This is a genomic window from Paraburkholderia sp. BL23I1N1 (assembly GCF_003610295.1).
Taxonomy (GTDB): domain Bacteria; phylum Pseudomonadota; class Gammaproteobacteria; order Burkholderiales; family Burkholderiaceae; genus Paraburkholderia.
This window is the reverse complement of sequence record NZ_RAPV01000001.1, coordinates 6,650,222-6,672,780: the sequence shown is the minus strand read 5'-3', so window position 1 is coordinate 6,672,780 and position 22,559 is coordinate 6,650,222. Positions and strand designations below refer to the sequence as shown.

The following is a 22,559-nucleotide window of genomic DNA, read 5'->3' as shown; positions in this document are numbered from 1 at the left end:
CCCCTGCACAGCGCTTCGCTAATCCTCGCGGCGATGCGTTTAGTATTGACGAAGCAAGACCTGATTCAGACTTTTGGGGAGACACCACCATGCTCGTGACTCAGTATTTCGCGAAAGACCTGTTCAAAGGCAAAACCGTTTTCGTCACCGGGGGCGGCAGTGGCATCAATCTTGGTGTGGCCAGGAACTTCGCCGCACTGGGCGCCAACGTCGCCATTTGTGGACGCACGCAGGAAAAGCTCGATGCGGCAGCCGCCGAGTTGCGGGTGTTCGGCACGAAGATCTGTGCCGTCAGCGCGGACGTGCGCGACAGTGCGGCACTCGAAGCGGCGTTCGAGAAATCCGGAGCGGAACTGGGCGCTATGCACGTTCTGGTTTGCGGTGCCGCGGGCAACTTTCTCGCGCGTGCCGAAAAACTCTCCGCCAACGGATTCAAGGCCGTGGTCGACATCGATCTGATTGGATCCTTCAATGCCACGCGTGCTGCATTCGAGCAACTCAAGGAAACGAGAGGAGCGATCCTGTACGTGTCGGCCGGCATGGCCTACATGCCGCATGCTTTTCAGGTCCATGTGGGCGCCGCCAAGGCGGGCATCGACATGATGATGAAGAACATCGCTCTGGAATGGGGGCGATACGGCATCCGGGCCAATAGCATCGTGCCGGGCCCCATCGAGGGCACCGAGGGCATGAAGCGGCTGCCGAAGCAGGACGAGTTCGTCAAGGCCATTCCGCTGCAACGCATGGGTTCGGTGGACGATATCGGCCAGGTCGCGGCGTTTCTCGCTTCGCCGCTCGCGGCTTATATCTCCGGCTGCGTGGTGGTGTGCGACGGTGGCCAGAACCTGCTAGGTTCGGCGCTGTTCAATATGGGCGCCGAGCAGATGTTGCGCGGCCAGGAAGGGTGACCGGTCATGAACTTCAAAACGATCGACGTCGACGTCGCCGATGGCATCGCCACGCTCAAATTGAATCAGCCGGAGCAGGCCAACGCTATGGGCGAGCAGATGTGGCTGGACATCCGGGATGCGTTCCACTGGGTGGACGAGACACCGGAGATTCGGGTGGCCATCATCAGCGGTCGAGGCAAACACTTTTCGTCCGGCATCGATCTTGCCATGCTCGTCGGCCTCAAGAATGAGATCAAGGATGAATGCGACGGTCGTGCGCGAGAGAAGCTGCGTCGCCGGATTCTCGATCTGCAGGACACGCTGACCAGCATCGAGCGTTGCCGCAAGCCGGTGCTCGCGGCTATCCACGGCGCCTGTATCGGCGGGGCCGTCGACCTGATTACCTGCTGCGACATGCGCTACGCGTCGGCCGATGCCTACTTCTCGATCAGGGAGATCGATGTGGGCATGACCGCCGACGTGGGCACGCTGCAGCGCCTCCCCAAGCTGGTGCCGGACGGCATGGTTCGCGAACTCGCTTATACCGGCCGCCGGCTCGACGCTGCCGAGGCGAAGCAGATCGGTCTCGTGAATCGCGTTTACGATTCGCCCGACGATCTGCAAAAGGGGGTGACAGAGATTGCCGCGGCCATTGCTGCCAAGTCGCCGCTGTCGATTCGCGGCGTCAAGGAAATGGTGCTTTACTCGCGCGATCATTGCGTGGCCGATGGCCTGAACTACATCGCCACCTGGAACGCGGCCATGCTCCTGTCGCAAGATCTGACCGAGGCCATGACCGCGGCGCGAGAGAAGCGGCTGGGCAAGTTCAAGGATTAGAGAGAGCGCGCAAGCTGTCCCGACGGAGACGCTGCGGCCCGAATCTGAGCCAGCAATGCGTCTCCCGGCCATGATGGCCGCACGTCGCTCTGCTCGGCTGCCCGCACGAGTTCGCACAGCCGTTCGTTCACCGGCGCGGTTCGCCCAAGGCGTTGGGCGAGGCGCACGGCTTCGCCATTGATCCAGTCGATTTCCGTCGTGCGTCCCGCGGCGAGATCGTCGGACATCGACGAGCGCGCGAGCGGATCGATCGTCAGCATGGCGCGGCCCAGCCGCTCGAATAATGCATCAGGCACGCTGAGAACACGCGGTATCCAGGTGGCCGGAAGCGGCGTCACTCTGGCCGGCTGGATGTTGGCCTGCTTCAAAAGCCCGAGCGTTTCTTTCTGCGCCATGGCGAGGCAGATCCGGTAGGCACGTTGCGAGAGTTCCTCCTTCAAAGGGCGGTTGGAAAGGGCGTTGATTGCGTTGTTGAGGTTGAGCAGCAGCTTGGCCCACTGCACCGGCACCATGTCGTCGTGCTGGATCAACGGCAGACCCGCTTTCCTGAATGCGTCGACGAACGGCTGCAAGGCGGGCGATTGCCGGATTTCCAGTTCGCCCGCCGAACCCTGATGAAATGCGCCGGGGCCGCGTTCGACAACATTGAACGGCACCATGCCCTCCAGCACCGTGTTGTTCGGCAGCGCGGCGCGCAGCACATCCGCATTGCCAATGCCGTTCTGGAAACTGACGACGACCGCGCCGGGGCGCAGTACGTTCGCCAGCTCCGCCGCGGCCGTGGGCGTCGCGGCAGACTTGACGGTCACCAGAACGAGATCGGCTGCGGCGGCCTTCGCCGCATCCGTCGACACGTCGGTCCGCTCCGGCGGCACATACCAGCGGCTATCGTCGTGCTTCGACAGCGTGATGCCCTGACTGCGCAACTGGTCGGCCACGCGCGCACGTCCGATGAAGCTGACCTCGCTGCCCCCTGCAAGAAGCCGTCCGCCGACATAGCAGCCAATGGAGCCCGCGCCGTAGATACAGATTTTTGCCATACCGTTTCTCAAGTAACCTAATCAATTACAGCTGCGATGCGTTGAACCGGCGAACGCGGTCGATGACGCTTAAGCCGCACACGCATCGCATCGCGCACCATGCGAACGAACAGCGCTATTCGGCATAGCCAGGATTACGGCGATCAAGTCGCCGAAGCAGCCCGGGCCACACCAACGCCCCCGGCGTGACACCCCGCGTCGCGATCCGGATCTGATCCTTGATGCCGTCGAGAATCGGCTGCGCAATGGGAATCAGCTTTCCGCCGCCTGCCTGCGCACGCACCTGAATCATGCAAGCCACTTCAAAGAAGTACATGGCGACGAAGGCGTCCGCGGGCGCCGCGCCGACCGTCAGCAGACCGTGGTTGCGCAGCATCAGGTACGTGTTGCTGCCAAGGTCCTGAACGAGGCGAGGTTTCTCGGCCTCATTTAACGCAATGCCCTCGTAATCGTGATAGCCGAGCGAGGCCAGCACACCGAGCGACTGCTGGGAGAGCGGCAGCAACCCGGCCTCCTGCGCCGAAACGGCAACACCATTGACCGAGTGAGTGTGCATCACACAATGGGCGTCTTCGCGTGCCGTATGCACGGCGCTATGGATCGTGAAACCGGCCGGATTGACGTCATACGGCGAGTCGGAAACCTTGCGGCCGTCGAGATCGATCTTGACCAGCGACGACGCGCTGATCTCGTCGAACATCATGCCGTATGGGTTGATCAGGAAATGGTGCTCCGGGCCGGGCACGCGCGCCGAGATGTGGGTAAACACCAGGTCGTCCCACCCAAACAGCGCGGTGAGGCGGTACGCCGCTGCGAGATTGACTCGCGCTTCCCATTCGGCAGGCGATACGTCGTTCTTCAGACTGACATGAGATGAGGCCACGTCGACACTCCTTGTTGGATGACTGATTCGATGCGAGTCCACATGATGTTCGCAAAGCCACCTAAAATCTGTCCGATACCCGACAGGTCGACGCGCTAATGGAATCCAGTTTGCACCGCTACCAGTCACAACTCGAAACGACGCCGTGGTTTCGAGGCCTGCCCGTCGAGTTACGCGACTATCTGATCAGCCACGCCAATCTGCTCACGCTGGAAAAGGGCCAACTCCTGTATCGGCGTGGCGATCGGTCTTATGGACTGTATGCCGTGCTGGGTGGCGCACTGGCGATCGGCACAGTCGGCGTGGATGGCAAAGAGGCCTTGCTCGCGGTGCTCGGACCGACCGCATGGGTGGGAGAAATCTCGATGTTCGACGGGCTGCCGCGTCCGCATGACGCCACAGCGGTCAGCAAGACGCTTTTGCTGCACGTCCCTGAGCCTGCGCTGCAAAGCCTGCTTGAGTCCACGCCCCGCTATTGGCGCGATTTTGCGTTGTTGATGGCGCAAAGACTTCGGGTTTCGTTCGAGACCACCGAAGCGATGACGCTGTTGCCCGCGGCGCAGCGCGTGGCGAGCCGCCTGTTGCTGATCGCAGGCGGGTATGGCGGGCTCAACGCCACGCAGAGCAGGATCAGGCTCTCGCAAGACAGTCTCGCTTCAATGGTGTCCCTGTCGCGGCAGACCACGAATCAGTTGCTGAAGAACCTCGAAAGCCAATGCATCGTAAGCCTGAGCTTTGGCGAGATCGTCATTCTGGATTTTGACCGGTTGCGGGCGGCGAGTCTTGGCGACTCGAATCCATAATCTCCAGGTTATCGTGCACGGTGCGAATGTGCATCTGTGCGCCGTCTAGCGACGCCCGCTGCGGCCCCACACGTAGCGCACCCAACGCTGCCACCGGCTGCGCTGCGGAGCAATAGCGTTGCGCGAGGCCTGCTCTTCGCGGTCGCGCTCGACGCTCTTTTGCACCTGTTCGTGGATCTGACGCAACGTCAAGCCGCCGGGGCCTTTCAGTTTGTCGGGATCGGAGTTGTCTGTCATGGGAATGACCTCGTCCGGATAAGTCGACTCGATCTTGAACCAGATGAACGGTCGCGGCAAGCATGTGGAAACGGTTTGCCGCTCAACTTCGAATCCGCAGGACTGGCCCAATCTGGGTGACCTTCGATTTCGCTTGGGAATCTTCATGCCAGACGCTGTCCCGCCTTCATCGCCTTCATCGCCTTCATCGCCTTCATCGCCTTCATCGCCTTCGACACCGGCGTCGCCTTCACGACGTATCGGCCCCCTGTTTGCCTTGTTTCCCTTCCTGCGGCCGTATGCCGGCCGCTGGGCGCTCGCGTTCCTCGCGCTGGTGACGTCGGCGGGCGCCACGCTGGTGTTGCCGGTGGCGTTCAAATACCTGATCGATCGTGGCTTTGCGGGGGGGGGGGGTGACCGGGCGCATATCGATCGCTATTTCTTTGCGCTGTTCGTCGTTTCGCTGGTGCTGGCCGGCGCCACGGCGCTGCGTTTCTACCTCGTGTCATGGCTGGGCGAGCGGGTCACCGCCGACTTACGGCGCGCGGTCTACGACCACGTGCTGCGGATGAGTCCGCAGTTCTTCGAGACCACGCAGACCGGCGAGGTGTTGTCACGACTCACCGCCGACACTACCTTGATCCAGGCGGTGGTGGGCACCAGTCTGTCGCTCGGCTTGCGCAACTTCTTTCTGCTGACGGGCGGCGTCACGATGCTGGCGGTGACGAGCCCCGTGTTGTCCGGCTATATCATCGCGACACTGGTCGTGGTGGTCGCGCCGATCGTGATCTTCGGGCGGCGCGTGCGGCGGCTCTCGCGCGCGAGCCAGGACAAGATCGCGAACACGAGTGCATTGGCGGGCGAGGTGCTCAATGCCATGCCGACCGTCCAGTCGTATACGCAGGAGCCCTTTGAGGCGCGGCGCTTTGCCGGCGCGGTGGAGGCGGCCTTTGAGACTGCGCTCACGCGCATTCGCGCGCGCCTGGTTGACCGCCGTGGTGATCGTGCTGGTGTTCACCGCGATCGTGTTCGTGCTGTGGCTCGGGGCGCAGGCCGTGCTGGCCGGGCGGATGACGGCGGGACAACTGTCCCAGTTCATTCTCTACGCGGTGTTCACGGCCGGCGCCGTGGGTGCCGTTGCCGAAGTGTGGGGCGATCTGCAGCGCGCGGCCGGCGCCACCGAACGCTTGCTGCAATTGCTGGCGGCGCGCTCGCTGGTGGTGCAGGCCGAAACCACGGTTGCGCTGCCTGCGCGAGGCGAGGGCATTCGCTTTGACAACGTCAGCTTCTCGTATCCATCGCGCCCAGGCATTGCCGCGCTTTCCGCACTTTCGCTCGATGTCCGTCCGGGTGAGCACGTTGCCCCGGTCGGGCCGTCCGGCGCAGGCAAGACGACGCTGTTTCAACTGCTGCTGCGCTTTTACGATCCGCCGTCCGGCAGCATTCTGATCAACGGCGTCCCGACGCGTGACGTGCCGCTTGTCGAATTGCGCAAGGAAATCTGCGTGGTGCTGCAGGAATCGGTGATTTTTTCAGGGAGCGTGCTGGACAACATCCGCTACGGCGCGCCGGACGCCACGCTCGCGCAAGTACAACAGGCTGCCGAGATGGCCGCTGCGGCCGGTTTCATCGAAGAACTGCCGCAAGGCTACGACACCTTTCTCGGCGAGCGTGGTGTGCGACTGTCTGGCGGACAGCGCCAACGCATTGCGATTGCTCGCGCGATCCTGAAGAATCCGCCGATCCTGCTGCTGGATGAAGCCACCATCGCGCTCGATGCCGCCAGCGAACGGCTGGTACAAAAGGCGCTGGATAATGCCGCGCAGAACCGCACCACCCTGGTTATCGCGCACCGGCTCGCGACCGTACAACAGGCCGATCGCATTGTCGTGCTGGAACAAGGCCGCATCGTCGCGCAGGGCCGTCAGGCCGAACTCCTGCTGAGCTCGCCGCTCTATGCCCAGCTCGCTGCCTTGCAGTTCGGCGAGCAGGTGGGGCAGACCGCGCAGCGAGGCGCTGTGAGCGACCCTGTCGGGTTGGCGTGAAGCGGATTGCTTGGTTCATTGCGGCGGCGCCGGCACCAGCCCATACCGGGTCATGACACCGATCAGCTTCTCGCGGTCGGGCGGGCCGCCCGCATTGACGATTGCGCCAACGTCACGAAAATATTGAGCGCCAATATCGGGCGTTAGGACAATCAACGCGCGGGCTGTGTCAGTGTGCGGATTGCTGAACTGATGAACCGATCCGCGCGGGGTGAACATCCATTCTCCTGATGTCAGGTCCCGGACGTCCCCATTCACTGCGTATCGAAGCATGCCCTCCAGCACATAAACGCATTCTTCGTTATTGGTGTGGCTATGCGGCGGTGGAACTTGCGAGCCAGGCGGCACGGTCAATTCGAAAACGCCCATGCCGCCCGTTGCCGTTCCATCGATCAGATACTGAATGTTCAATCGACCAACGTTGATGGGTTCGCCTTGCGCCGCGTGGTTCAGAGTCATTTTCAAACTCCTTCAGGTGAATAGTTCTTTTCAGTCCTGCGACGACGGGAACCCAATATAGCGCCAGTGGTCACTTTACACCGTGCTTCGCCTGCCAGCGCTGCATGAACGCGATCTCATCGTGTTGCGCCTTGATGATGTTTCGGGCCAGGCGTTTCAACTCGGGATCTTTGCCGTATTTCAGTTCCACCTGCGCCATCTCGACCGCGCCTTGATGATGCGGAATCATGTGGGCCACAAAGTCTTTGTCGGCGTCGCCCGTGTAGGCAGGCGCGTCCATAGCCTGCATCATTTTCTCGTCGGCGTCCTTGAATGCCTGTGTCGATGCGCTCGACCCGGCGTTCGCCGAACCGGACATGTCCATGCCGGGCATTGAAGCACTTTGCTGCGCGTAGACGGGTGTTGCCGCGACGGCAAACGCAACGCTGCTGAAAAGGCAAAGGGCATGGAATGCGCGAAGATTATTCATGTTGGATTTTCCGTTGGTGGAACAAGTTATAACGAGCGACCATGATGCTGCGAACAGGCCGCTGCGATAAATTGGCAAACACAGCCTGATGCGACCTGTTTAGCCCTTGAGCGAGGGGTGAAAGCCCGCCGCTTCGATTGCCTCGATGACGCGTTCCGGCGGCAATGCCGATGCGACCTTCACGATTTTAACGGGGATATCGACGTCGAGCTTCGCCGCGGGGTCGAGGCCGGTTACCGCACGAGCAATGGCATTGGCGCATCCGCCGCATGACATATCCGGGATTTCAAATTTCATTTTCTGCCTCCAATGAGAAATCAGAACTTCAGCATGGAGCTTCCCACGGCGGGAAGGTCAAGCATATAGATCAATGTTTATGCAGTCGCTAACCGTAGCCTGGGTCATCAGGTGCCGAACCTGATCGGCGTGCGCAGCCAGGGGAAAGCTTACCGATCCTTTGTGCGCTAGCTCACCAAGACGAGCCAAACTTTACGTGACCGGATTTTTTGAGGTGCTATGCTGGGCCGTCCCTTCCGTCGCAGAAAACAGAGGTGCGAGGGCGTGCCATTTCAAAGAATACCTAATTAATTAGGAGTCGGCATGTTGAGAAAGGTGGTCGATCGGGCGAAGCAGATCCGACGCAGCGAAGGGTTCAAGCATTCCGTGGCCATGCCGCGCCGGATTTCACTTCATGCCAAACAACGTTTTAACAGGGGCGTTTTTTCCATCGAGATTCAGGAGAACTCCGGTTTTTTCTCCGTGATGCAGATGGTCCTGTTTATTCTGATGTATTGCGAAGAGAAATGCCTTACCCCGTGCATTAGCGCGCGCGGTGGGCTATATGGCGACGCCGAAGGGAAACTGAACTGGTTCTCGACTTTCTTCGAACCCGTGCACACCGCCTCGGTTGCCGCGATCACCCATAAGGTGAGAACGTCGACCGTTCGCGACCTGGTCCAGCTCGGCTTTCGTCAGCGCTATGAGGCCCGGCTTCGGCTTGCAAGCGCGAGCGAACTCTTCTTCGCGCACTATCGGCCGGCCGCGCATATTTACGAAGAAGTCGACGCGATCTGCCGGCAACTTGGGCTCGGCGCGTCGACCCTTGGCGCGCATTTCAGAGGGACGGACAAGTCGCTCGAAGCCATTCCGGTTTCATGGGGAAGTTTTTGCCGGGAGGTGGAATCCACGCTCGCGGAGAACCCGCACCTCACCACGATCTTCGTTTCGAGCGACGAACAGGCGTTTATCGATTTTTTTACCGCCTGGCCGTTCAACAAGCCGGTCGGGGTAGCTCCGGCAAAACACCTCGCATGTGGCAGCACGCCCATTCACTTCAGCGGCTATCCAGGACTCGAAATCGGCCGCGAGGCGCTGATTTCCAGCCTGCTGCTCGCCAATTGCGGGTTCCTCGTGAAGACGCCATCCTATCTGTCGGCATGGTCGAAGATTTTCAATCCCTCCCTTCCGGTGAAGCTCGTCTCGCCTCCGCGCCCGGACGCATTCTGGTTTCCCGATAGCCGCCTCTGGCTCGAACAGGCTGCGCAAGATAAGGCGGCTCGAGCTGCTTGAACTGCTTGAGCGACGTTTCGTTTCAAACGGCAGTACGAACACCTGAACATCTCCCAGCAAGACCATGCGCGCCGCGCCGGCCTGGCGGGTTCCTGCACCACGCCCCTCGTTTTTACGAAATCCCGCGAAGTATTAACGCTGTGTTTACGCGGATTTTCCTAAGTTTCACGGTGCAGGAGTCCCCCTGTGGGAGACCGGACCATGGATCTGCTTTACCTCATCGCAATCATTGCCTTCGGCGGTCTCGTCGTGGCCTTCGTCATGGGCTGCGACAAGCTTCGCCGCGCGCCGGGAGGCCGTCCATGACGACCTGGATGACCTGGCTCGCAGCGGCCTCAACGCTGATTCTGTTCGCTTACCTCGTGTATGCCTTGCTGCGCGCGGAGGCTCTCGAATGAACTTCAACAACCTGTTTCAGCCCGGCCTTTACATCGTCGTACTGATCGCGCTCGCCATCCCGCTCGGCCGTTACATGACCGGCGTAGTGGACGGCTCTTCGGTCGTCGTGCGCCGGATAGGGCGGCCGATCGAAACCGTGCTCTACAAGCTCGCCGGGGTCGACCCCAGCGCCGAAATGTCATGGAAGCACTATGCGCTGGCCGTGCTGGCGTTCAATACGCTCGGTGTGCTCGCGGTGTATGGATTTCTGCGTTTGCAGCAATGGCTGCCCGCGAACCCGCAGGGCTTCGGACCCATGACGCCCGACGCCGCCTTCAACACCGCAATCAGCTTCGCGACCAACACGAACTGGCAGGACTACACGCCGGAATCGACCGTCAGCTATCTGACGCAGATGGCCGCGCTGACGGTGCAAAACTTCTTCTCCGCTGCCACCGGCATTGCCGTCGTGGTCGCGCTGATTCGCGGTTTCGCGCGGCATACAACGGCGACGATCGGCAATTTCTGGGTCGATCTGACGCGTATCACGCTGTATATCCTCGCGCCGCTCGCGACGGTCATCGCGCTCGTCTTTATTAGCCAGGGCGTGATCCAGAACTTCAAGTCATACGAAGACGTGCCCACGCTGCAGGTGACGACGTATCAAACGCCGAAGACCGACGCCCAGGGCAATCCCGTCAAGGATGCCAAAGGCAATCCGGTGATGGTGGACAACAAGGCCGGCAAGCAGACCATCGCGATGGGGCCGGTTGCGTCGCAGGAAGCGATCAAGATGCTCGGCACCAACGGCGGCGGCTTTTTCAACGCCAATTCCGCGCATCCGTATGAGAACCCGACGCCATTCGCCAACTTCGTTCAGATGATCGCGATGCTCGTCATTCCCGCTTCGTTGTGCCTGGTGTTCGGCCGGATGGTGGGCGACCAGCGTCAGGGCTATGCGGTGCTTGCCGCAATGACGATTGCTTTCGCCGTTGCCTGCTGGGGCGAAATTTCGTCGGAGCAGAACGGCAATCCACTGTATACGTCGCTGCATGTCGATCAAACGGCATCGGCCATGCAACCCGGCGGCAACATGGAAGGCAAGGAAACCCGCTTCGGCATCGCGCAGTCCGGGATATTCACCGTGGCGACCACCGCCGCATCGTGTGGCGCGGTGCTCAACACGCACGATTCGTTGACGCCGATGGGCGGCTTCGTTCCGCTCCTGCTGATCGAGCTGGGTGAAGTGATCTTCGGCGGCGTTGGCTCGGGTCTGTACGGCATGCTCGTGTTCGCCTTGCTCGCGGTGTTCGTAGCGGGCCTGATGATCGGGCGAACGCCGGAATATATCGGCAAGAAGATCGAATCGTACGAGATGAAGATGGTGTCGATTGCCGTGCTGCTCACACCGCTGCTTGTGCTGGTCGGCGCGTCGATCGCCGTGCTGACGGCGGCGGGTGTGGCGGGTGTCGCCAATCCCGGGCCGCACAGTTTCTCCGAAATTCTCTACGCGTACAGTTCGGCCGCGAATAACAACGGCAGTGCGTTCGCGGGCCTCTCAGTCAATACGCCGTTCTACAACAGCACGCTGGCCGCCGCCATGTGGTTCGGCCGCTTCGGATCGATTGTGCCGGTGCTGGCGATCGCCGGATCGCTGGCCGCCAAGAAACGCATTTCCGCTACCGCCGGCACGCTGCCGATGCACGGCCCGTTGTTCGTCGTGCTGCTGCTCGGCACCGTGGTGCTGGTCGGCGCATTGACGTACGTGCCTGCATTGGCGCTCGGCCCTGTCGTCGAGCATCTGATCATGGTCGCGGGACATTGACTGAGAGGACAGCATGACTAACGGACTCCAACCACCGGTTCATCAGCCGGGCAACATCGGTCAGGCACGCAACGCCGCGCGCTCGATGTTCGACCCGGCGATTGCCCGGCCGGCGCTCGTCGATTCGTTCAGGAAGCTCGCACCACGCCATCAGCTGCGTAACCCGGTGATGTTCTGCGTCTACATCGGCAGCATTCTGACGACCATACTCTGGATTGCCGCGCTTGGCGGTCAGGCCGAAGCGCCCGCCGGTTTCATTCTCGCGATCGCGCTCTGGTTGTGGTTTACCGTGCTGTTCGCCAACTTCGCGGAGGCGCTCGCCGAGGGCCGCTCGAAAGCGCAGGCGGCTTCGCTGCGCGGCGCGAAGCACAACGTGATGGCGAAGCTGCTGCAGGGAGCGCATCCCAAGTCGCCGATCCGCGTCACGACAGCGACCGAACTGCGTAAAGGCGATGTCGTGCTGGTCGAAACCGGCGACGTGATCCCGGCCGACGGCGAGGTGATCGAAGGTGTCGCCTCGGTCGACGAATCGGCGATTACGGGCGAGTCCGCGCCGGTGATCCGCGAGTCGGGCGGCGATTTTTCGTCGGTGACGGGTGGCACGCGCGTGCTGTCGGACTGGATTGTCGTGCGGGTCAGCGTGAACCCGGGCGAGGCCTTTCTCGACCGCATGATCGCGATGGTGGAAGGCGCGAAGCGTCAGAAAACGCCGAACGAAATCGCGTTGACGATTCTGCTGGTCGCGCTGACGCTCGTGCTGCTGTTCGCCACCGCGACGCTGTTGCCGTTCTCGATGTTTTCGGTCGAAGCTGCGAAAGCAGGGCACGTCGTCACGATTACCGCATTGGTCGCGCTGCTGGTGTGCCTGATTCCGACCACCATCGGTGGCTTGCTTTCAGCCATCGGTGTGGCCGGCATGAGCCGGATGATGCAGGCGAACGTGATCGCCACCTCGGGCCGCGCCGTGGAAGCCGCTGGTGACGTCGACGTGTTATTGCTCGACAAGACCGGCACGATCACGCTCGGCAATCGCCAGGCGTCGTCTTTCACGCCGGCGCCGGGCGTCACGGAGGAACTGCTCGCCGACGCCGCACAGTTGTCTTCACTTGCCGACGAAACACCGGAAGGGCGCAGCATTGTGGTTCTCGCCAAGCAGCGCTTCAATATCCGCGAACGCGACATGCACGAGTTGCAGGCCACTTTCCTGGCGTTTAGCGCGCAGTCGCGCATGAGCGGTGTCGACCTGCCCGATCGCGAGATTCGCAAGGGCGCGTCCGATGCGATCAAACATTATGTCGAGGCGCACGGCGGTCGCTTCCCCGCGGAGTTGACGACCGCGGTGACGGAAATCGCCCGGCGCGGCAGTACACCGCTGGTTGTCGCGCAGCACATCCGTGGCGAGAGCGCTGCGCGCTGCATGGGCGTGATCGAGTTGAAGGACATTGTCAAGGGCGGCATCAAGGAACGCTTCGCCGAACTGCGCAAGATGGGCATCAAGACCATCATGGTGACCGGCGACAACCGGCTGACAGCCGCCGCGATTGCAGCGGAAGCCGGCGTCGACGATTTCCTCGCCGAAGCCACGCCGGAAGCGAAGCTCGCCACGATCCGCGCGCACCAGGCCGAAGGGCGCCTGGTTGCGATGACCGGCGACGGCACCAATGACGCCCCCGCGCTCGCGCAAGCGGACGTGGCGGTCGCGATGAACACCGGCACGCAGGCCGCGAAAGAAGCCGGCAACATGGTCGACCTCGATTCGAATCCGACCAAGCTGATCGAGATCGTCGAAATCGGCAAGCAGATGCTGATGACACGCGGCTCGCTCACCACGTTCTCGATCGCCAACGACGTCGCCAAGTACTTCGCCATCATCCCGGCGGCTTTCGCGACGACCTATCCGCAACTGCGTGTGCTCGACGTGATGCATCTGAGCTCGCCGTCGTCCGCGATTCTGTCGGCGGTGATTTTCAACGCGCTGATTATCGTTGCGCTGATCCCGCTTGCGCTCAAGGGCGTGAAATACCGGCCGCTTGGCGCGGCGTCGCTATTGCGCCGCAATCTGCTGGTCTACGGGCTGGGCGGGATACTGCTGCCGTTCCCGTTCATCAAGCTGATCGATATGGTGCTGAACGTGTTCGGCTGGGTTTGAGCCAATAGAGTGAACATCATGAAAACGCTGCTTCGTCCGCTATTGGTCCTGTTCATCCTGATGACAGTAGTCACCGGAGTGATCTACCCGATCGTTGTGACCGCAATCGGCCATACGGCCTTCGCGCACCAGGCGAACGGCAGTCTGCTCGAACGGAACGGCAAGGTGGCCGGCTCCGCGCTGATCGGCCAGCAGTTCGATGCGCCGTTCTATTTCTGGGGACGCCTGTCGGCCACCAGGCCCCAGCCCTATAACGCGCAGAACTCAGGGGGGGCGAACCTCGGTCCGACCAACCCCGCGCTCGCCGACGAAATCAAAGGCCGTCTCGATGCCTTGAAGGCGGCGGGTAACGACATGTCGCAACTGGTGCCAGTGGATCTGGCGACGTCGTCGGGCAGCGGGCTCGATCCGGAGATCAGTCCCGCGGCTGCGGCCTGTCAGGCGGAGCGCGTGGCGAAGGCCCGCGGCCTGCCGGTCGATCAGGTCACCAATCTGATTGCGAGTAACACGTCGGGGCGGCAGTTCGGCATTTTCGGCGAGGCACGCGTGAACGTGTTGAAGCTCAACGTGGCTTTGGACGATCTCAAGCCGATGCATTGACCCTGGTGTTCTACCGGCGCGCGCATGAAGCGCGCTTGTCCAGCAATCTATGGAGACCCCGCCTGAACGTTGGCCGCGACCTCAGCGGGGTGCTGCCGACGTGGCGCATTCATGAGCGACCCCACCGTAACAGTCGTTGTGATCGACGCTGACAAGGCCATCCGCCGCTTCATTCGTACGTGCCTCGAAGAAGCCGGTATGAGCGTCTTCGAAGCGCAGACCGGCGCGCAAGGGCTGGCGCACGCTGCCACGCGGCTGGCGGATCTCGTCATTGTCGATCTGAGTTTGCCGGACATGGACGGCATCGAGGTAATCCGTGAGTTGCGGGTTTGGTCCGCCATGCCGGTCATCGTCCTGTCGGCGCGAAGCCGCGAGGAAGACAAGGTCGCCGCGCTCGACGCCGGCGCCGACGACTACCTCACCAAGCCGTTCGGACTCCCTGAACTCAGTGCGCGGATACGCGCGCATTTGCGCCGGCAGACGGGTGGCGGCAGGGTCGGCGTACCTCAGGTCCAGTTCGGCCTCGTCACGATCGATCTCGGCGAGAGGCGGGTTGTGCGCGGCAGCCGGATTGTCCATCTCAGCCCCACCGAATATCGCCTTCTCTCCGTGCTGGTGCGCCATCCTGGGCGCGTATTGACGCATGAACAACTGCTCGGCGAAGTATTGGGCCCCTTGCAAACCGACAACCACCACTACCTGCGAATTTACATGGGGCATCTGCGGCACAAGCTCGAACGCGATCCGGCGCATCCTGAACACATCGTCACCGAAGCGGGAGTGGGCTACCGGCTGGTTGGCGTGCGCTGATTTTCACGGAATTTTTATGTCGACGGCGGCAATTGTTTCCCGGCCTTTATGGTGCCGTTCGTATAGTTTGAATCTGGCGTTCCGCCGCAAGAAAAGTTCGCGATTGGCTGGAGAGTGTATGGCATTCAAACAAACAAAGGGCAACGTGGCCGTCGAGGCCTGCGCGTTTCCCGTTCCGGGTTTCGACCTCCCATGACGCCCTCGAAACCCGCCATGATATTCAGAGGGATGTGCAAGGTCGTCGCCATCGCCTTCGTCACCAATCAGGTGCTCACGACTATTTTTACGTACGTCGCGCAGCAACTCGATGCAGCGCTGCCTCATGAAACGATCTGGCTCTTCAGTTGCGTGACATGCGGGCTGCTCACGCTGTGGCTGCAATCCGATGCGCGGCGCGCGTTCGGTTTCGCGCGTGAGAAGGGTTTTGTGAAAACGGTTGGCGACGGGAAGCAGGATTTGCAGATTGCCGAGGATTGCCCGAAGCGGTGGCTGGTGATTTTGCATATCGAACTGAATCCTGCCGCGATACAGGCATCATCGTGAGTGCGCTTTGCGCCGTTACGGAATGTGTCTGCACGCAGCAAAAAACAGCGGTGTTTTTTACGTAACGTTAACGCCGCATCGCCTAAGCTAAAAGTACAGAGTACCTGCATGGAGTTTTCGATGATACGAATGCTGATTCCTGTTCTCGACCACGGCGGCGCGGTAGAAGCCGCGCGCTACGCGGCCTTCATGTTCCTGGAGCGCGGCGTCACTGAAGTCGAATTGCTCGAAGTACTCGAGCCCGTCGATCAGGGGCGCGCGGCAGCCTTCCACACCCGAAGCTCACTGGTGCGAATGGAAAAGAACGCCATGCTAAAAGCGCTGATCGATGCTCGCACCGTTCTCGAAGAAGCCGGCGTGCCGTACCACTGGAAGCGGGTATTCGGGCATCCCGCGAAAGCGATTGCTGCCTACGCGGCAACGACCCAGCCCGATGTCATGGTGATCGACGCGAGCCGTATGAGCCTGTTTAGAAGACTGGCGATGTTCGCCGCGCTGTCAAGTCGAACGCCCACGCCCGTGACCATGGTTCATTGAATCTTCCTACGGTTTATCGGCAAGTACGGCGCGCAAATGCCTTCTAGCCGCGCATACCCAGATCCGCAAAATCGATGGTTCGCGCCCCGCATGCTTGCGTAAACGCGGAGTCGTAGCTCGAGAAAAAGACCGTGCGGGTTTCAGCCAGCGTTTTAAACAGATCGACCAGCACCGCGCGCGCCGAGGCGTCGAGTCCGCCGACCGGTTCGTCCGCGATCGCAACTTTCGTCTCGCCGAGTACAGCGCCGGTCAGGAAGAATTTCTTGCGGGTGCCAAACGACATCTGCTCGAAGCGCTTGTCGAGATGCGGTTCGAGGCCGAAGCGATTGGCAAGATCGAGCGTATCGCTGTCGACCACCGTCTTTCTTTCCGACGCCACACGATCCAGATACGCACGACCCGTCTGGTCCGGATACGTCATGCAGTCTTCCGGCACGTACGTAAGCACGGATTTCGCCTCATGCGGCGCGCTGCGCAGCGAATGACCGCCGAGCCACACCTCGCCGGCGTCGGGGTCGATCGTGCCAGCCAGGATGCCAAGCAAGGTCGACTTGCCGCTGCCGGATTCATCGTTGAGCGCCACGCACCCCGCTGCCGTGTCGTAATGCAGTCCCTGAAAGATGATGCGGTCGTTATAGCGCTTGGCGAGGTTCTCGAATCGAAGCATGGCGTGCGGAGTGTGTCAGTCGAAGAAGGCGCCGTGCGACGCTCGCGCCGAGTGCGATCAGCACGATGCCGGGCGGCGAACATTCTTCGGGAAGTTGGCGGTCTGGAAGTGTAGCAGCGCGCTCAGATGCTTTCCCAGGCGTCTAACAACGACGGCATTCGCCGTCCACCTACGCAACACGAACTCTGCGTGCCCAGTGTAAAGTTGCGTCTCTTTGCGCCGTTAAAGAATAGAACGGCGAAACGAGCTGCAAACAGAGCTGCAAACAGAGCTGCAAACAGAGCGGCGCCCCCATCCTGCCAACTCCCTGAATACCTCGACGCTCCTTCGTCGACCGCAATCCATGCAAACTGCTGCCCCGAAAGCGGCTCAACCGTCCCCCGCAGAACTCAGGCGTATCGTCACGGCCATTGTTATCGGTAACGGTTTCGTGGCGTATGACTTCACCGTCTACAGCTTTTCCGCCGTCATCATCGGCAATCTGTTCTTTCCATCGAGTAATCCCGCGTCTTCGCTGTTGCTCTCGCTTGCCACCTTCGGCGCGGGCTTCGTGATGCGCCCGCTTGGCGCGATCATGATCGGCCATATCGCCGACAGTCGGGGCCGCAAGGCCGGCCTCACGGTATCGCTCATCCTCATGACCGTGGGTACATGGCTGATCGCGTGCCTGCCGGGCTATGCGTCGATCGGCCCTGCGGCGGCGGTGTTGATGGTGCTCGCGCGCCTGATGCAGGGGCTCGCGGCAGGCGGGGAGATCGGGCCGGCGTCGGCTTCGCTGATGGAGTCGATTGCCTACCGGCACCGGTGTTTCATGGTGAGCTGGCGCGGCGCGAGCCAGGGAGCGGCCGCCTTCGCCGCCGCACTGGTCGGGGCGAGCACGACGGCGCTGCTGTCGCCCACTGCGATGCATGACTGGGGATGGCGCGTTCCGTTCGTGCTAGGCGGGCTGATTGGGCCGGTTGGCTGGTATTTGCGCCGCCGGATGCCGGTGGACGCGCCGCTGCAGCGGGCGAGTTTCAGCCCGAAATTCGGCCCGCGGCGCATCTTTACCGAGCACCCGCGTGCCTTCGTCTGTGGCCTCCTGATGATGGCGGCGCCTTCAGTGGGCATCTACCTCACTGTCTTCTACATGCCGGCCTATCTGGTTCGCACGCTGCATCGGCCGGCGGCAATCAGTCTTTTGACGGCTTGCCTGTCCGGCCTCGTGATCCTCGTGGTGACGCCGCTCGTGGCGCGCGCGGCCGACCGTTGCGCCAGCCGCAAGACGCTGCAATACGTGGCGCTCGCGGCCTCGCTCGCGGCCGCATGGCCGGCATTCTGGGCGCTGACCCATGGCGTGGGCGATGTCGCCGCGCTGATTATCATCACGGCGTATGTGGCGCTTGCAGTCAACAACGCCGGCCCGAGTTCGGTGCTGATGATGGAAGCCTTTCCAGCGCATCGGCGTGCCGCCGGAATTTCAGTGATTTACAGCTTCGGCGTTGTTCTGTTCGGTGGATTTTCGCCGTTCCTCGTGACGTGGCTGATCACCTGGACGGGCGATCCGATGATTCCCGCGTGGTATCTGATGGCCGCGACCCTGCTCACGCTTGTTGCGCTGAAGGCATTTCCCGAGGCCAAAGCGCCGGATGCGCGCCTTGCCGGTGCCCCGCAGCCGCCGACGTAAGCTTCTCCGCATGTCGGTACTGCAGGTCCAATGCGCGCATCCGCATATCCTGCGGGCTCATGTCGAAAGCACGGCGAAATGCGCGGGTGAAATCGGATGCGCTCTGGAAACCGAGTCCGTAGGCGATTTCCGTCACCTGGAGATGCGGGAAACGGACTAGCTCGTCCGCCGCTTCCCGCAACCGGCGATTGCGGATGTAGGCGCCAAGCCCGCCGTCATGCTCGAACCAGCGATAGATCGTGGCGCGTTTGAGCTGTAACGCCTGCACCACGCTGGTCGGCGTGAGGTCGCCCTGGTGCAGATTGGCATCGATGTAGCGCCGCACCTGTCCCATTACGGCAGCCTGCAGCGCCGCCCGGCTCGCGCCTGCCAGGCGCGCCTCCTTGCGGAAGGTGGCGATCAGCAACTGGGCGCCGGCATGCAATGCGTCTGCCGCGGCGTCCGGGCCGAGCGTGGGGATTTCTCTCGCGACCGCCACCAGGTGGTCGAGCACGAGGCCGGTCAGCGGCGAACCCTGCTGGATAATCCGGCCGTGAAGCGCGGCGCCGTCGCCCAATGCCTCGTCCACGATCGTGGACGGCACGAACAGGCTCAGAAGCCGGCATTCGGGGCGCTCGGCCCGGAACGGCTGGTTCAGATCGAACGCGACGATGCCCTGCACCGAGCCCGTCGCACTGCGTTTCTTGCGCATCCCCGTCACATGGCCGACTTCGCCTTCCACGAACAGTTGGAAGACGTAGTCGCGCCGCGAGTCGGTCGAGACGCGCGCCACCGACCGTTCCAGCAGCATGGCGTCGGTGCTGCAGTCCGTAAACACCATCCCGCCGACCGCATACAGGTCGATCTCACCGCGAAATCCCCTGGCGATCCGTTCCTTCGACGGCGGCGCGTCGACCACGTGGCCCACGCGCTGGCGCCAGGCCAGAAATTGTTCCTCGGCTGTGAGCGCATGCGTGCTGAAGCGGCTCGCGGAAATGACGGAGCGCGATTCGGCTGCGGCTGCAGCGGCCAGGTGCGGCGGCAATGTGCGCTGATTCATGGATGGGTTGCTGCGAACGGGGGACGCGGTTCTGGTGAAGTAGCGATGGTAACCAGATATTTAAGATGCCGTCGTCCGAACTGAGACGTACGGTAAAGCGTATCAAAAAAGCTGCGGTATCGTCGGATGATTAGATGCAGATCGCTTTCGTCGACTGGCCAATAAATCCGTTCAAAACAGGCCCCGTTCTGGAAAACGCAACTGCGCGCAAAAAGAGCGCTGCCTGGCAGTCGCGGTGCAATGGGTGCGAGGCCCAGGTTTTTGTCGGTGGCCAATTTACGGGGTATCGAAAGATGAGCGGCACGAACAAACAACCGACCGCCCAGCGCGGCGGGAGGCGTCCGGCCAGTCTGGTGGATAGCCAACTGGAGCATCTTGAGAACATGGTTCAGTACGTGACGCGTGGGGACGCGGTGAGCGTGCTGGTTCCGCTAGACCATGAGTATTGGGAAAAACGCATTCGCGTGCTGGAAGAAACTTACGAGTTGATTGCCAGCCAACGCAAACGCGTCATCAAGCTTCTCGACCAGCTCGGGAGTGAAGCGCAGGTGAAGCCGGGGCAGCGCACCGCTGCCTGAGTCTGAATCTGTCGAAGGAAAGGTTGCGAGGATCGGGGGTAGTGGCGGGAGAGTAGACCGGTGCCATCAGGTACCGGCAATAAAAAAGTAGGACCTGAGAGTGCGGCGAGTAGCGGACGGGCCCATAGAGGCCCGCCGCTCGGCTGCGAAACCGTTGGGCGTCTTCGCATATTCCACGATTTTTTCCGCGATTTACCGCAATTCTGAGCGCGTTTTAATAGGGCGCAAGTCCTTTCACGTCTGCAGAATACGCAGCGAATAGAGCGCTGCTAAACTGTGCGCCGGAGCAGCGGGCATCGTTTCAAGGCGCCGATCGCTCCCCCAAATTCGACGATGTCAACCGCCGGATAGACGGTAGAAACAGGCCTTTTCTGCACGATGGAAAGCGCGGCCACCCGGCATACTGGCCGGTGTGCGCGCTGCTAAAAGGGACGAATGATTGGGTGTCCTTCTTTCCACGCATGCATGGTGTCGCGTCAGCCGATTCCCTCCCGCCAGCCTCTACCACCTCATTTTGACCTGTATCGAGGGCCTGCCTTGGCCTGTTTTTGGAAGTAACTCATGAAGCCGGGAAAGAACTCGCTTGAGAAAAGACGTGCACGCAAGATCGCCGTTGGGGGCGGTGCTGTACTCATCGCGGTGTTGCTCGCGTTGAGCCTGTGGTTTTATCAGCAGCATGAGGAGCAGGCGAACCCGGCGCTGACCGGTATCGCCAGTCAGATGCGCCACGATCCCTCGGCGTGGGCGCGCGACGAAAAAGACGCGTCGCAAATGTTGCGCGACATTCAGGACGCCAACGTGGCCGCGATCGGCGTGAGTCCCAACGCGATTCTGGTGTCGACGCGCGACGGCGCGAAGTACTTCGTCACCGACCATAACGCGACGTTTTCACACGCACTGCTGCTTGGCGAACCCAAAGCCGGCCAGGCCGCGCCCTATCAACTCGTATGGCTGCCCGACGCCGATATCCGCACTGGCGCGTCGCGTTGGGTTCCGCTATTCGGCTTCGTGCGCGACACGATCGGCCTGCTGTTGCCGCTGCTGCTGATCGGCGGCATGGTGTGGTTCATGCGCCGCGAGATGAGAGGCGGCGCGTCGCTTCTCAGCAAGGCGCCCACGCTGAGTTTCGATGACGTGATCGGCGCGGGTGAAGCAAAGGCGGCGCTCGCCGACATCCGCGGCTATCTGGCCGATCCGAAACAATTCACGTCGATGGGCGTGCGTGCACCGTGCGGGATTCTGATGGTCGGCGGACCCGGCGTCGGTAAGACGCGGCTGGCCCAGGCGCTCGCCGGCGAATGCGGCGCGAACTTCATTTCGCTCACCGGCAGCTATTTCAGCGCGAAGTACTACGGCGTCGGCATCCAGAAGGTCAAACACCTGTTCGAACTCGCGCGCAAGAATGCGCCCACGGTCATCTTCATCGACGAGGCCGACGGCCTCGCCAAGCGCACGGATACCGGTGGCGGTCCCGTTGAAGCCGAGAGCAACCGCATCATCAATCAGTTGCTGGCGGAAATGGATGGCTTTGCTTCCAACGAAGGCGTAATCATCGTTGCGGCGACCAACCATCCTGACAATCTGGACGAGGCGTTGAGGCGGCCTGGCCGCTTCGATCGCACGGTGCAGGTCCGCTTGCCCGACCGCGAAGACCGCGCAAAAATTTTCCGCTTCTACGCGGAGAGGCTGAAGTCGAAGGCCGCGGACATCGACTACGACCAGCTTGCTCGCCTGACCACGGGCCTGTCTCCGGCAACCGTCGCCATGGTCGTGAATCAGGCCGGGCTGGTCGCGCGCAAAGCCGGCGAGACGGAAATCGCTTCGAAGCATTTCATGGAGGCGATCAAGATTGCGCGCATCGGCGACGTCAGCGGCGCCGAACGGGCACTGAGCGAGGACGAACGCACGCGTATCGCGGTGCATGAAGCGGGGCACGGTCTGGTTGCCGCGCTGCTCGGTACCGGCGTACTGGAAGAAGTCACGATCCTGCCGCGTGGCGGCGCATTGGGTGTCGCGCTCATCACGAAGGCGCAGGACAAGCACCTGTACCGTGAGACTGAAATTCGCAACGAAATTCAGGTTTTGCTCGGCGGACGCAACGCGGAAATTCTCACGTTCTCCGAAGCGTCGAGCGGCGCTGCGTCGGATCTGCAGGAGGCGTCACGCATCAGCCTCGACATGGTGTCGAAGTTCGGCTTCAATCGCGACGGCAATCTGTTCAGCCTCGCGGCATTGCCGTCGCAGTACGCAGGCCTGCAAATGAAGAGCGCGATCGAACACGCCAACGTGCTGCTCAAGGAGTTGAACGAGCTGTGCTACGGCTTGCTGCACGCTTATGAGCCTGTCTTGCGCGCCATTGCCGATGAACTGCTCGAACTGGAGACTGTTCCTGGTGAAACCGTTTACCGGCTGATCAAGGAACATAAGAGCGCGCTGAAGATCGTGCATGAGCCGGCTGCGGCCTGATCCACTTTGCGGCCGCGCGCGAGAGCGCTAAAACGCGCCAACGCACGCATGCGTTCCTCACTCAGGATTGACAGGCACGCGCAGCGCCAG

General features: G+C 61.6%; 23 protein-coding genes and 1 pseudogene. 16 read left to right on the top strand and 8 right to left on the bottom strand.

Annotated elements, in window-relative coordinates; all coding sequences use genetic code 11:
• Positions 1 to 89 precede the first annotated feature (89 nt).
• Together B0G76_RS31160 and B0G76_RS31155 are read left to right on the top strand one after the other, a co-directional pair.
• A complete protein-coding gene (locus tag B0G76_RS31160; RefSeq protein ID WP_120295879.1) occupies positions 90 to 908 on the top strand; it encodes an SDR family oxidoreductase in 819 nt (272 codons plus the stop codon).
• Between the two features lie 6 nt (positions 909 to 914).
• Positions 915 to 1,727, top strand: a complete 813-nt coding sequence (locus B0G76_RS31155; protein WP_120295878.1) for a crotonase/enoyl-CoA hydratase family protein — start codon at positions 915 to 917, stop codon at positions 1,725 to 1,727.
• On the opposite strand, the gene B0G76_RS31150 is transcribed toward B0G76_RS31155, so the two are convergent.
• Together B0G76_RS31150 and B0G76_RS31145 are read right to left on the bottom strand one after the other, a co-directional pair.
• Positions 1,724 to 2,767 carry a 2-dehydropantoate 2-reductase gene (locus B0G76_RS31150; RefSeq protein ID WP_120295877.1) on the bottom strand — a complete coding sequence of 348 codons (1,044 nt, stop codon included), beginning with the start codon at positions 2,765 to 2,767 and terminating at the stop codon, positions 1,724 to 1,726. The two genes, B0G76_RS31155 and B0G76_RS31150, sit on opposite strands and share 4 nt — an antisense overlap.
• Before the next feature lie 115 nt (positions 2,768 to 2,882).
• A complete protein-coding gene (locus tag B0G76_RS31145) occupies positions 2,883 to 3,650 on the bottom strand; it encodes a class II aldolase/adducin family protein (RefSeq protein ID WP_120295876.1) in 768 nt (255 codons plus the stop codon).
• Between the two features lie 98 nt (positions 3,651 to 3,748).
• On the opposite strand from B0G76_RS31145, the gene B0G76_RS31140 reads away from it, so the two are divergent.
• Positions 3,749 to 4,453: a Crp/Fnr family transcriptional regulator gene (locus tag B0G76_RS31140; RefSeq protein WP_120295875.1), complete on the top strand. Its 705-nt coding sequence runs from the start codon at positions 3,749 to 3,751 to the stop codon at positions 4,451 to 4,453.
• Between the two features lie 45 nt (positions 4,454 to 4,498).
• Here the strand turns inward: B0G76_RS31140 and B0G76_RS44285 are convergent, their stop codons facing one another.
• Positions 4,499 to 5,047 carry a hypothetical protein gene (locus B0G76_RS44285; protein WP_259460893.1) on the bottom strand — a complete coding sequence of 183 codons (549 nt, stop codon included), beginning with the start codon at positions 5,045 to 5,047 and terminating at the stop codon, positions 4,499 to 4,501.
• Between B0G76_RS44285 and B0G76_RS31130 the strand changes: the two are divergent.
• A pseudogene (locus tag B0G76_RS31130) lies at positions 4,947 to 6,714 on the top strand (ABC transporter transmembrane domain-containing protein). The gene B0G76_RS44285 and the pseudogene B0G76_RS31130 sit on opposite strands and share 101 nt — an antisense overlap.
• Positions 6,715 to 6,729: 15 nt before the next feature.
• On the opposite strand, the gene B0G76_RS31125 reads toward B0G76_RS31130, so the two are convergent.
• The 3 genes from B0G76_RS31125 to B0G76_RS31115 all read right to left on the bottom strand — a co-directional run bounded on the left by B0G76_RS31125 (position 6,730) and on the right by B0G76_RS31115 (position 7,939).
• The gene (locus tag B0G76_RS31125; protein WP_120295874.1) at positions 6,730 to 7,173 is read right to left on the bottom strand and encodes a cupin domain-containing protein; all 444 of its coding nucleotides are present in this window, start codon (positions 7,171 to 7,173) and stop codon (positions 6,730 to 6,732) included.
• A gap of 70 nt (positions 7,174 to 7,243) precedes the next feature.
• Positions 7,244 to 7,642, bottom strand: a complete 399-nt coding sequence (locus B0G76_RS31120) for a DUF305 domain-containing protein (RefSeq protein ID WP_120295873.1) — start codon at positions 7,640 to 7,642, stop codon at positions 7,244 to 7,246.
• A gap of 99 nt (positions 7,643 to 7,741) precedes the next feature.
• Complete coding sequence (locus B0G76_RS31115) at positions 7,742 to 7,939, bottom strand: heavy-metal-associated domain-containing protein (protein ID WP_120295872.1); 198 nt, start codon at positions 7,937 to 7,939, stop codon at positions 7,742 to 7,744.
• 303 nt (positions 7,940 to 8,242) lie between these two features.
• Between B0G76_RS31115 and B0G76_RS31110 the strand changes: the two genes are divergently transcribed.
• The 9 genes from B0G76_RS31110 (at position 8,243) to B0G76_RS31075 (ending at position 16,053) form a co-directional block, all read left to right on the top strand.
• Positions 8,243 to 9,211: a hypothetical protein gene (locus B0G76_RS31110; RefSeq protein ID WP_120295871.1), complete on the top strand. Its 969-nt coding sequence runs from the start codon at positions 8,243 to 8,245 to the stop codon at positions 9,209 to 9,211.
• 201 nt (positions 9,212 to 9,412) lie between these two features.
• Positions 9,413 to 9,517, top strand: a complete 105-nt coding sequence (locus B0G76_RS43365) for a potassium ABC transporter ATPase (RefSeq protein ID WP_220700782.1) — start codon at positions 9,413 to 9,415, stop codon at positions 9,515 to 9,517.
• Positions 9,514 to 9,609 (top strand): K(+)-transporting ATPase subunit F, encoded by a 96-nt coding sequence (gene kdpF / locus B0G76_RS31105; RefSeq protein ID WP_028193906.1) that lies wholly within the window; start codon positions 9,514 to 9,516, stop codon positions 9,607 to 9,609. Before B0G76_RS43365 ends, kdpF begins: the two co-directional genes overlap by 4 nt.
• Positions 9,606 to 11,414, top strand: a complete 1,809-nt coding sequence (gene kdpA, locus B0G76_RS31100) for a potassium-transporting ATPase subunit KdpA (protein WP_120295870.1) — start codon at positions 9,606 to 9,608, stop codon at positions 11,412 to 11,414. The genes kdpF and kdpA overlap by 4 nt, the downstream gene beginning before the upstream one ends.
• 13 nt (positions 11,415 to 11,427) lie before the next feature.
• Complete coding sequence (kdpB, locus tag B0G76_RS31095; RefSeq protein ID WP_120295869.1) at positions 11,428 to 13,563, top strand: potassium-transporting ATPase subunit KdpB; 2,136 nt, start codon at positions 11,428 to 11,430, stop codon at positions 13,561 to 13,563.
• Positions 13,564 to 13,581: 18 nt separating this feature from the next.
• Entirely contained in the window at positions 13,582 to 14,163 is a 582-nt protein-coding gene (kdpC, locus tag B0G76_RS31090) for a potassium-transporting ATPase subunit KdpC (protein WP_120295868.1), read from the top strand.
• Positions 14,164 to 14,274: 111 nt separating this feature from the next.
• Entirely contained in the window at positions 14,275 to 14,973 is a 699-nt protein-coding gene (locus B0G76_RS31085) for a response regulator (RefSeq protein WP_120295867.1), read from the top strand.
• Between the two features lie 213 nt (positions 14,974 to 15,186).
• The gene (locus B0G76_RS31080) at positions 15,187 to 15,516 is read left to right on the top strand and encodes a hypothetical protein (RefSeq protein WP_259460779.1); all 330 of its coding nucleotides are present in this window, start codon (positions 15,187 to 15,189) and stop codon (positions 15,514 to 15,516) included.
• Between the two features lie 120 nt (positions 15,517 to 15,636).
• A complete protein-coding gene (locus B0G76_RS31075; RefSeq protein ID WP_120296931.1) occupies positions 15,637 to 16,053 on the top strand; it encodes a universal stress protein in 417 nt (138 codons plus the stop codon).
• Between the two features lie 43 nt (positions 16,054 to 16,096).
• Here B0G76_RS31075 and B0G76_RS31070 read toward each other — a convergent pair whose 3' ends face one another.
• A complete protein-coding gene (locus tag B0G76_RS31070; RefSeq protein ID WP_120295865.1) occupies positions 16,097 to 16,720 on the bottom strand; it encodes an ABC transporter ATP-binding protein in 624 nt (207 codons plus the stop codon).
• Positions 16,721 to 17,063: 343 nt separating this feature from the next.
• Between B0G76_RS31070 and B0G76_RS31065 the strand changes: the two genes are divergently transcribed.
• On the top strand, positions 17,064 to 18,386 hold the full coding sequence (locus B0G76_RS31065) for an MFS transporter (protein WP_120295864.1): 1,323 nt from the start codon (positions 17,064 to 17,066) through the stop codon (positions 18,384 to 18,386).
• Here B0G76_RS31065 and B0G76_RS31060 read toward each other — a convergent pair.
• Positions 18,304 to 19,425: an AraC family transcriptional regulator gene (locus tag B0G76_RS31060; protein ID WP_120295863.1), complete on the bottom strand. Its 1,122-nt coding sequence runs from the start codon at positions 19,423 to 19,425 to the stop codon at positions 18,304 to 18,306. The two genes, B0G76_RS31065 and B0G76_RS31060, sit on opposite strands and share 83 nt — an antisense overlap.
• 134 nt (positions 19,426 to 19,559) lie before the next feature.
• Between B0G76_RS31060 and B0G76_RS44280 the strand changes: the two genes are divergently transcribed.
• Positions 19,560 to 20,003, top strand: coding sequence for a hypothetical protein (locus tag B0G76_RS44280; RefSeq protein WP_259460778.1), 444 nt, complete (start codon positions 19,560 to 19,562; stop codon positions 20,001 to 20,003).
• 561 nt (positions 20,004 to 20,564) lie between these two features.
• Entirely contained in the window at positions 20,565 to 22,469 is a 1,905-nt protein-coding gene (locus B0G76_RS31050; RefSeq protein WP_120295862.1) for an AAA family ATPase, read from the top strand.
• The last annotated feature ends 90 nt before the right edge of the window (positions 22,470 to 22,559 follow it).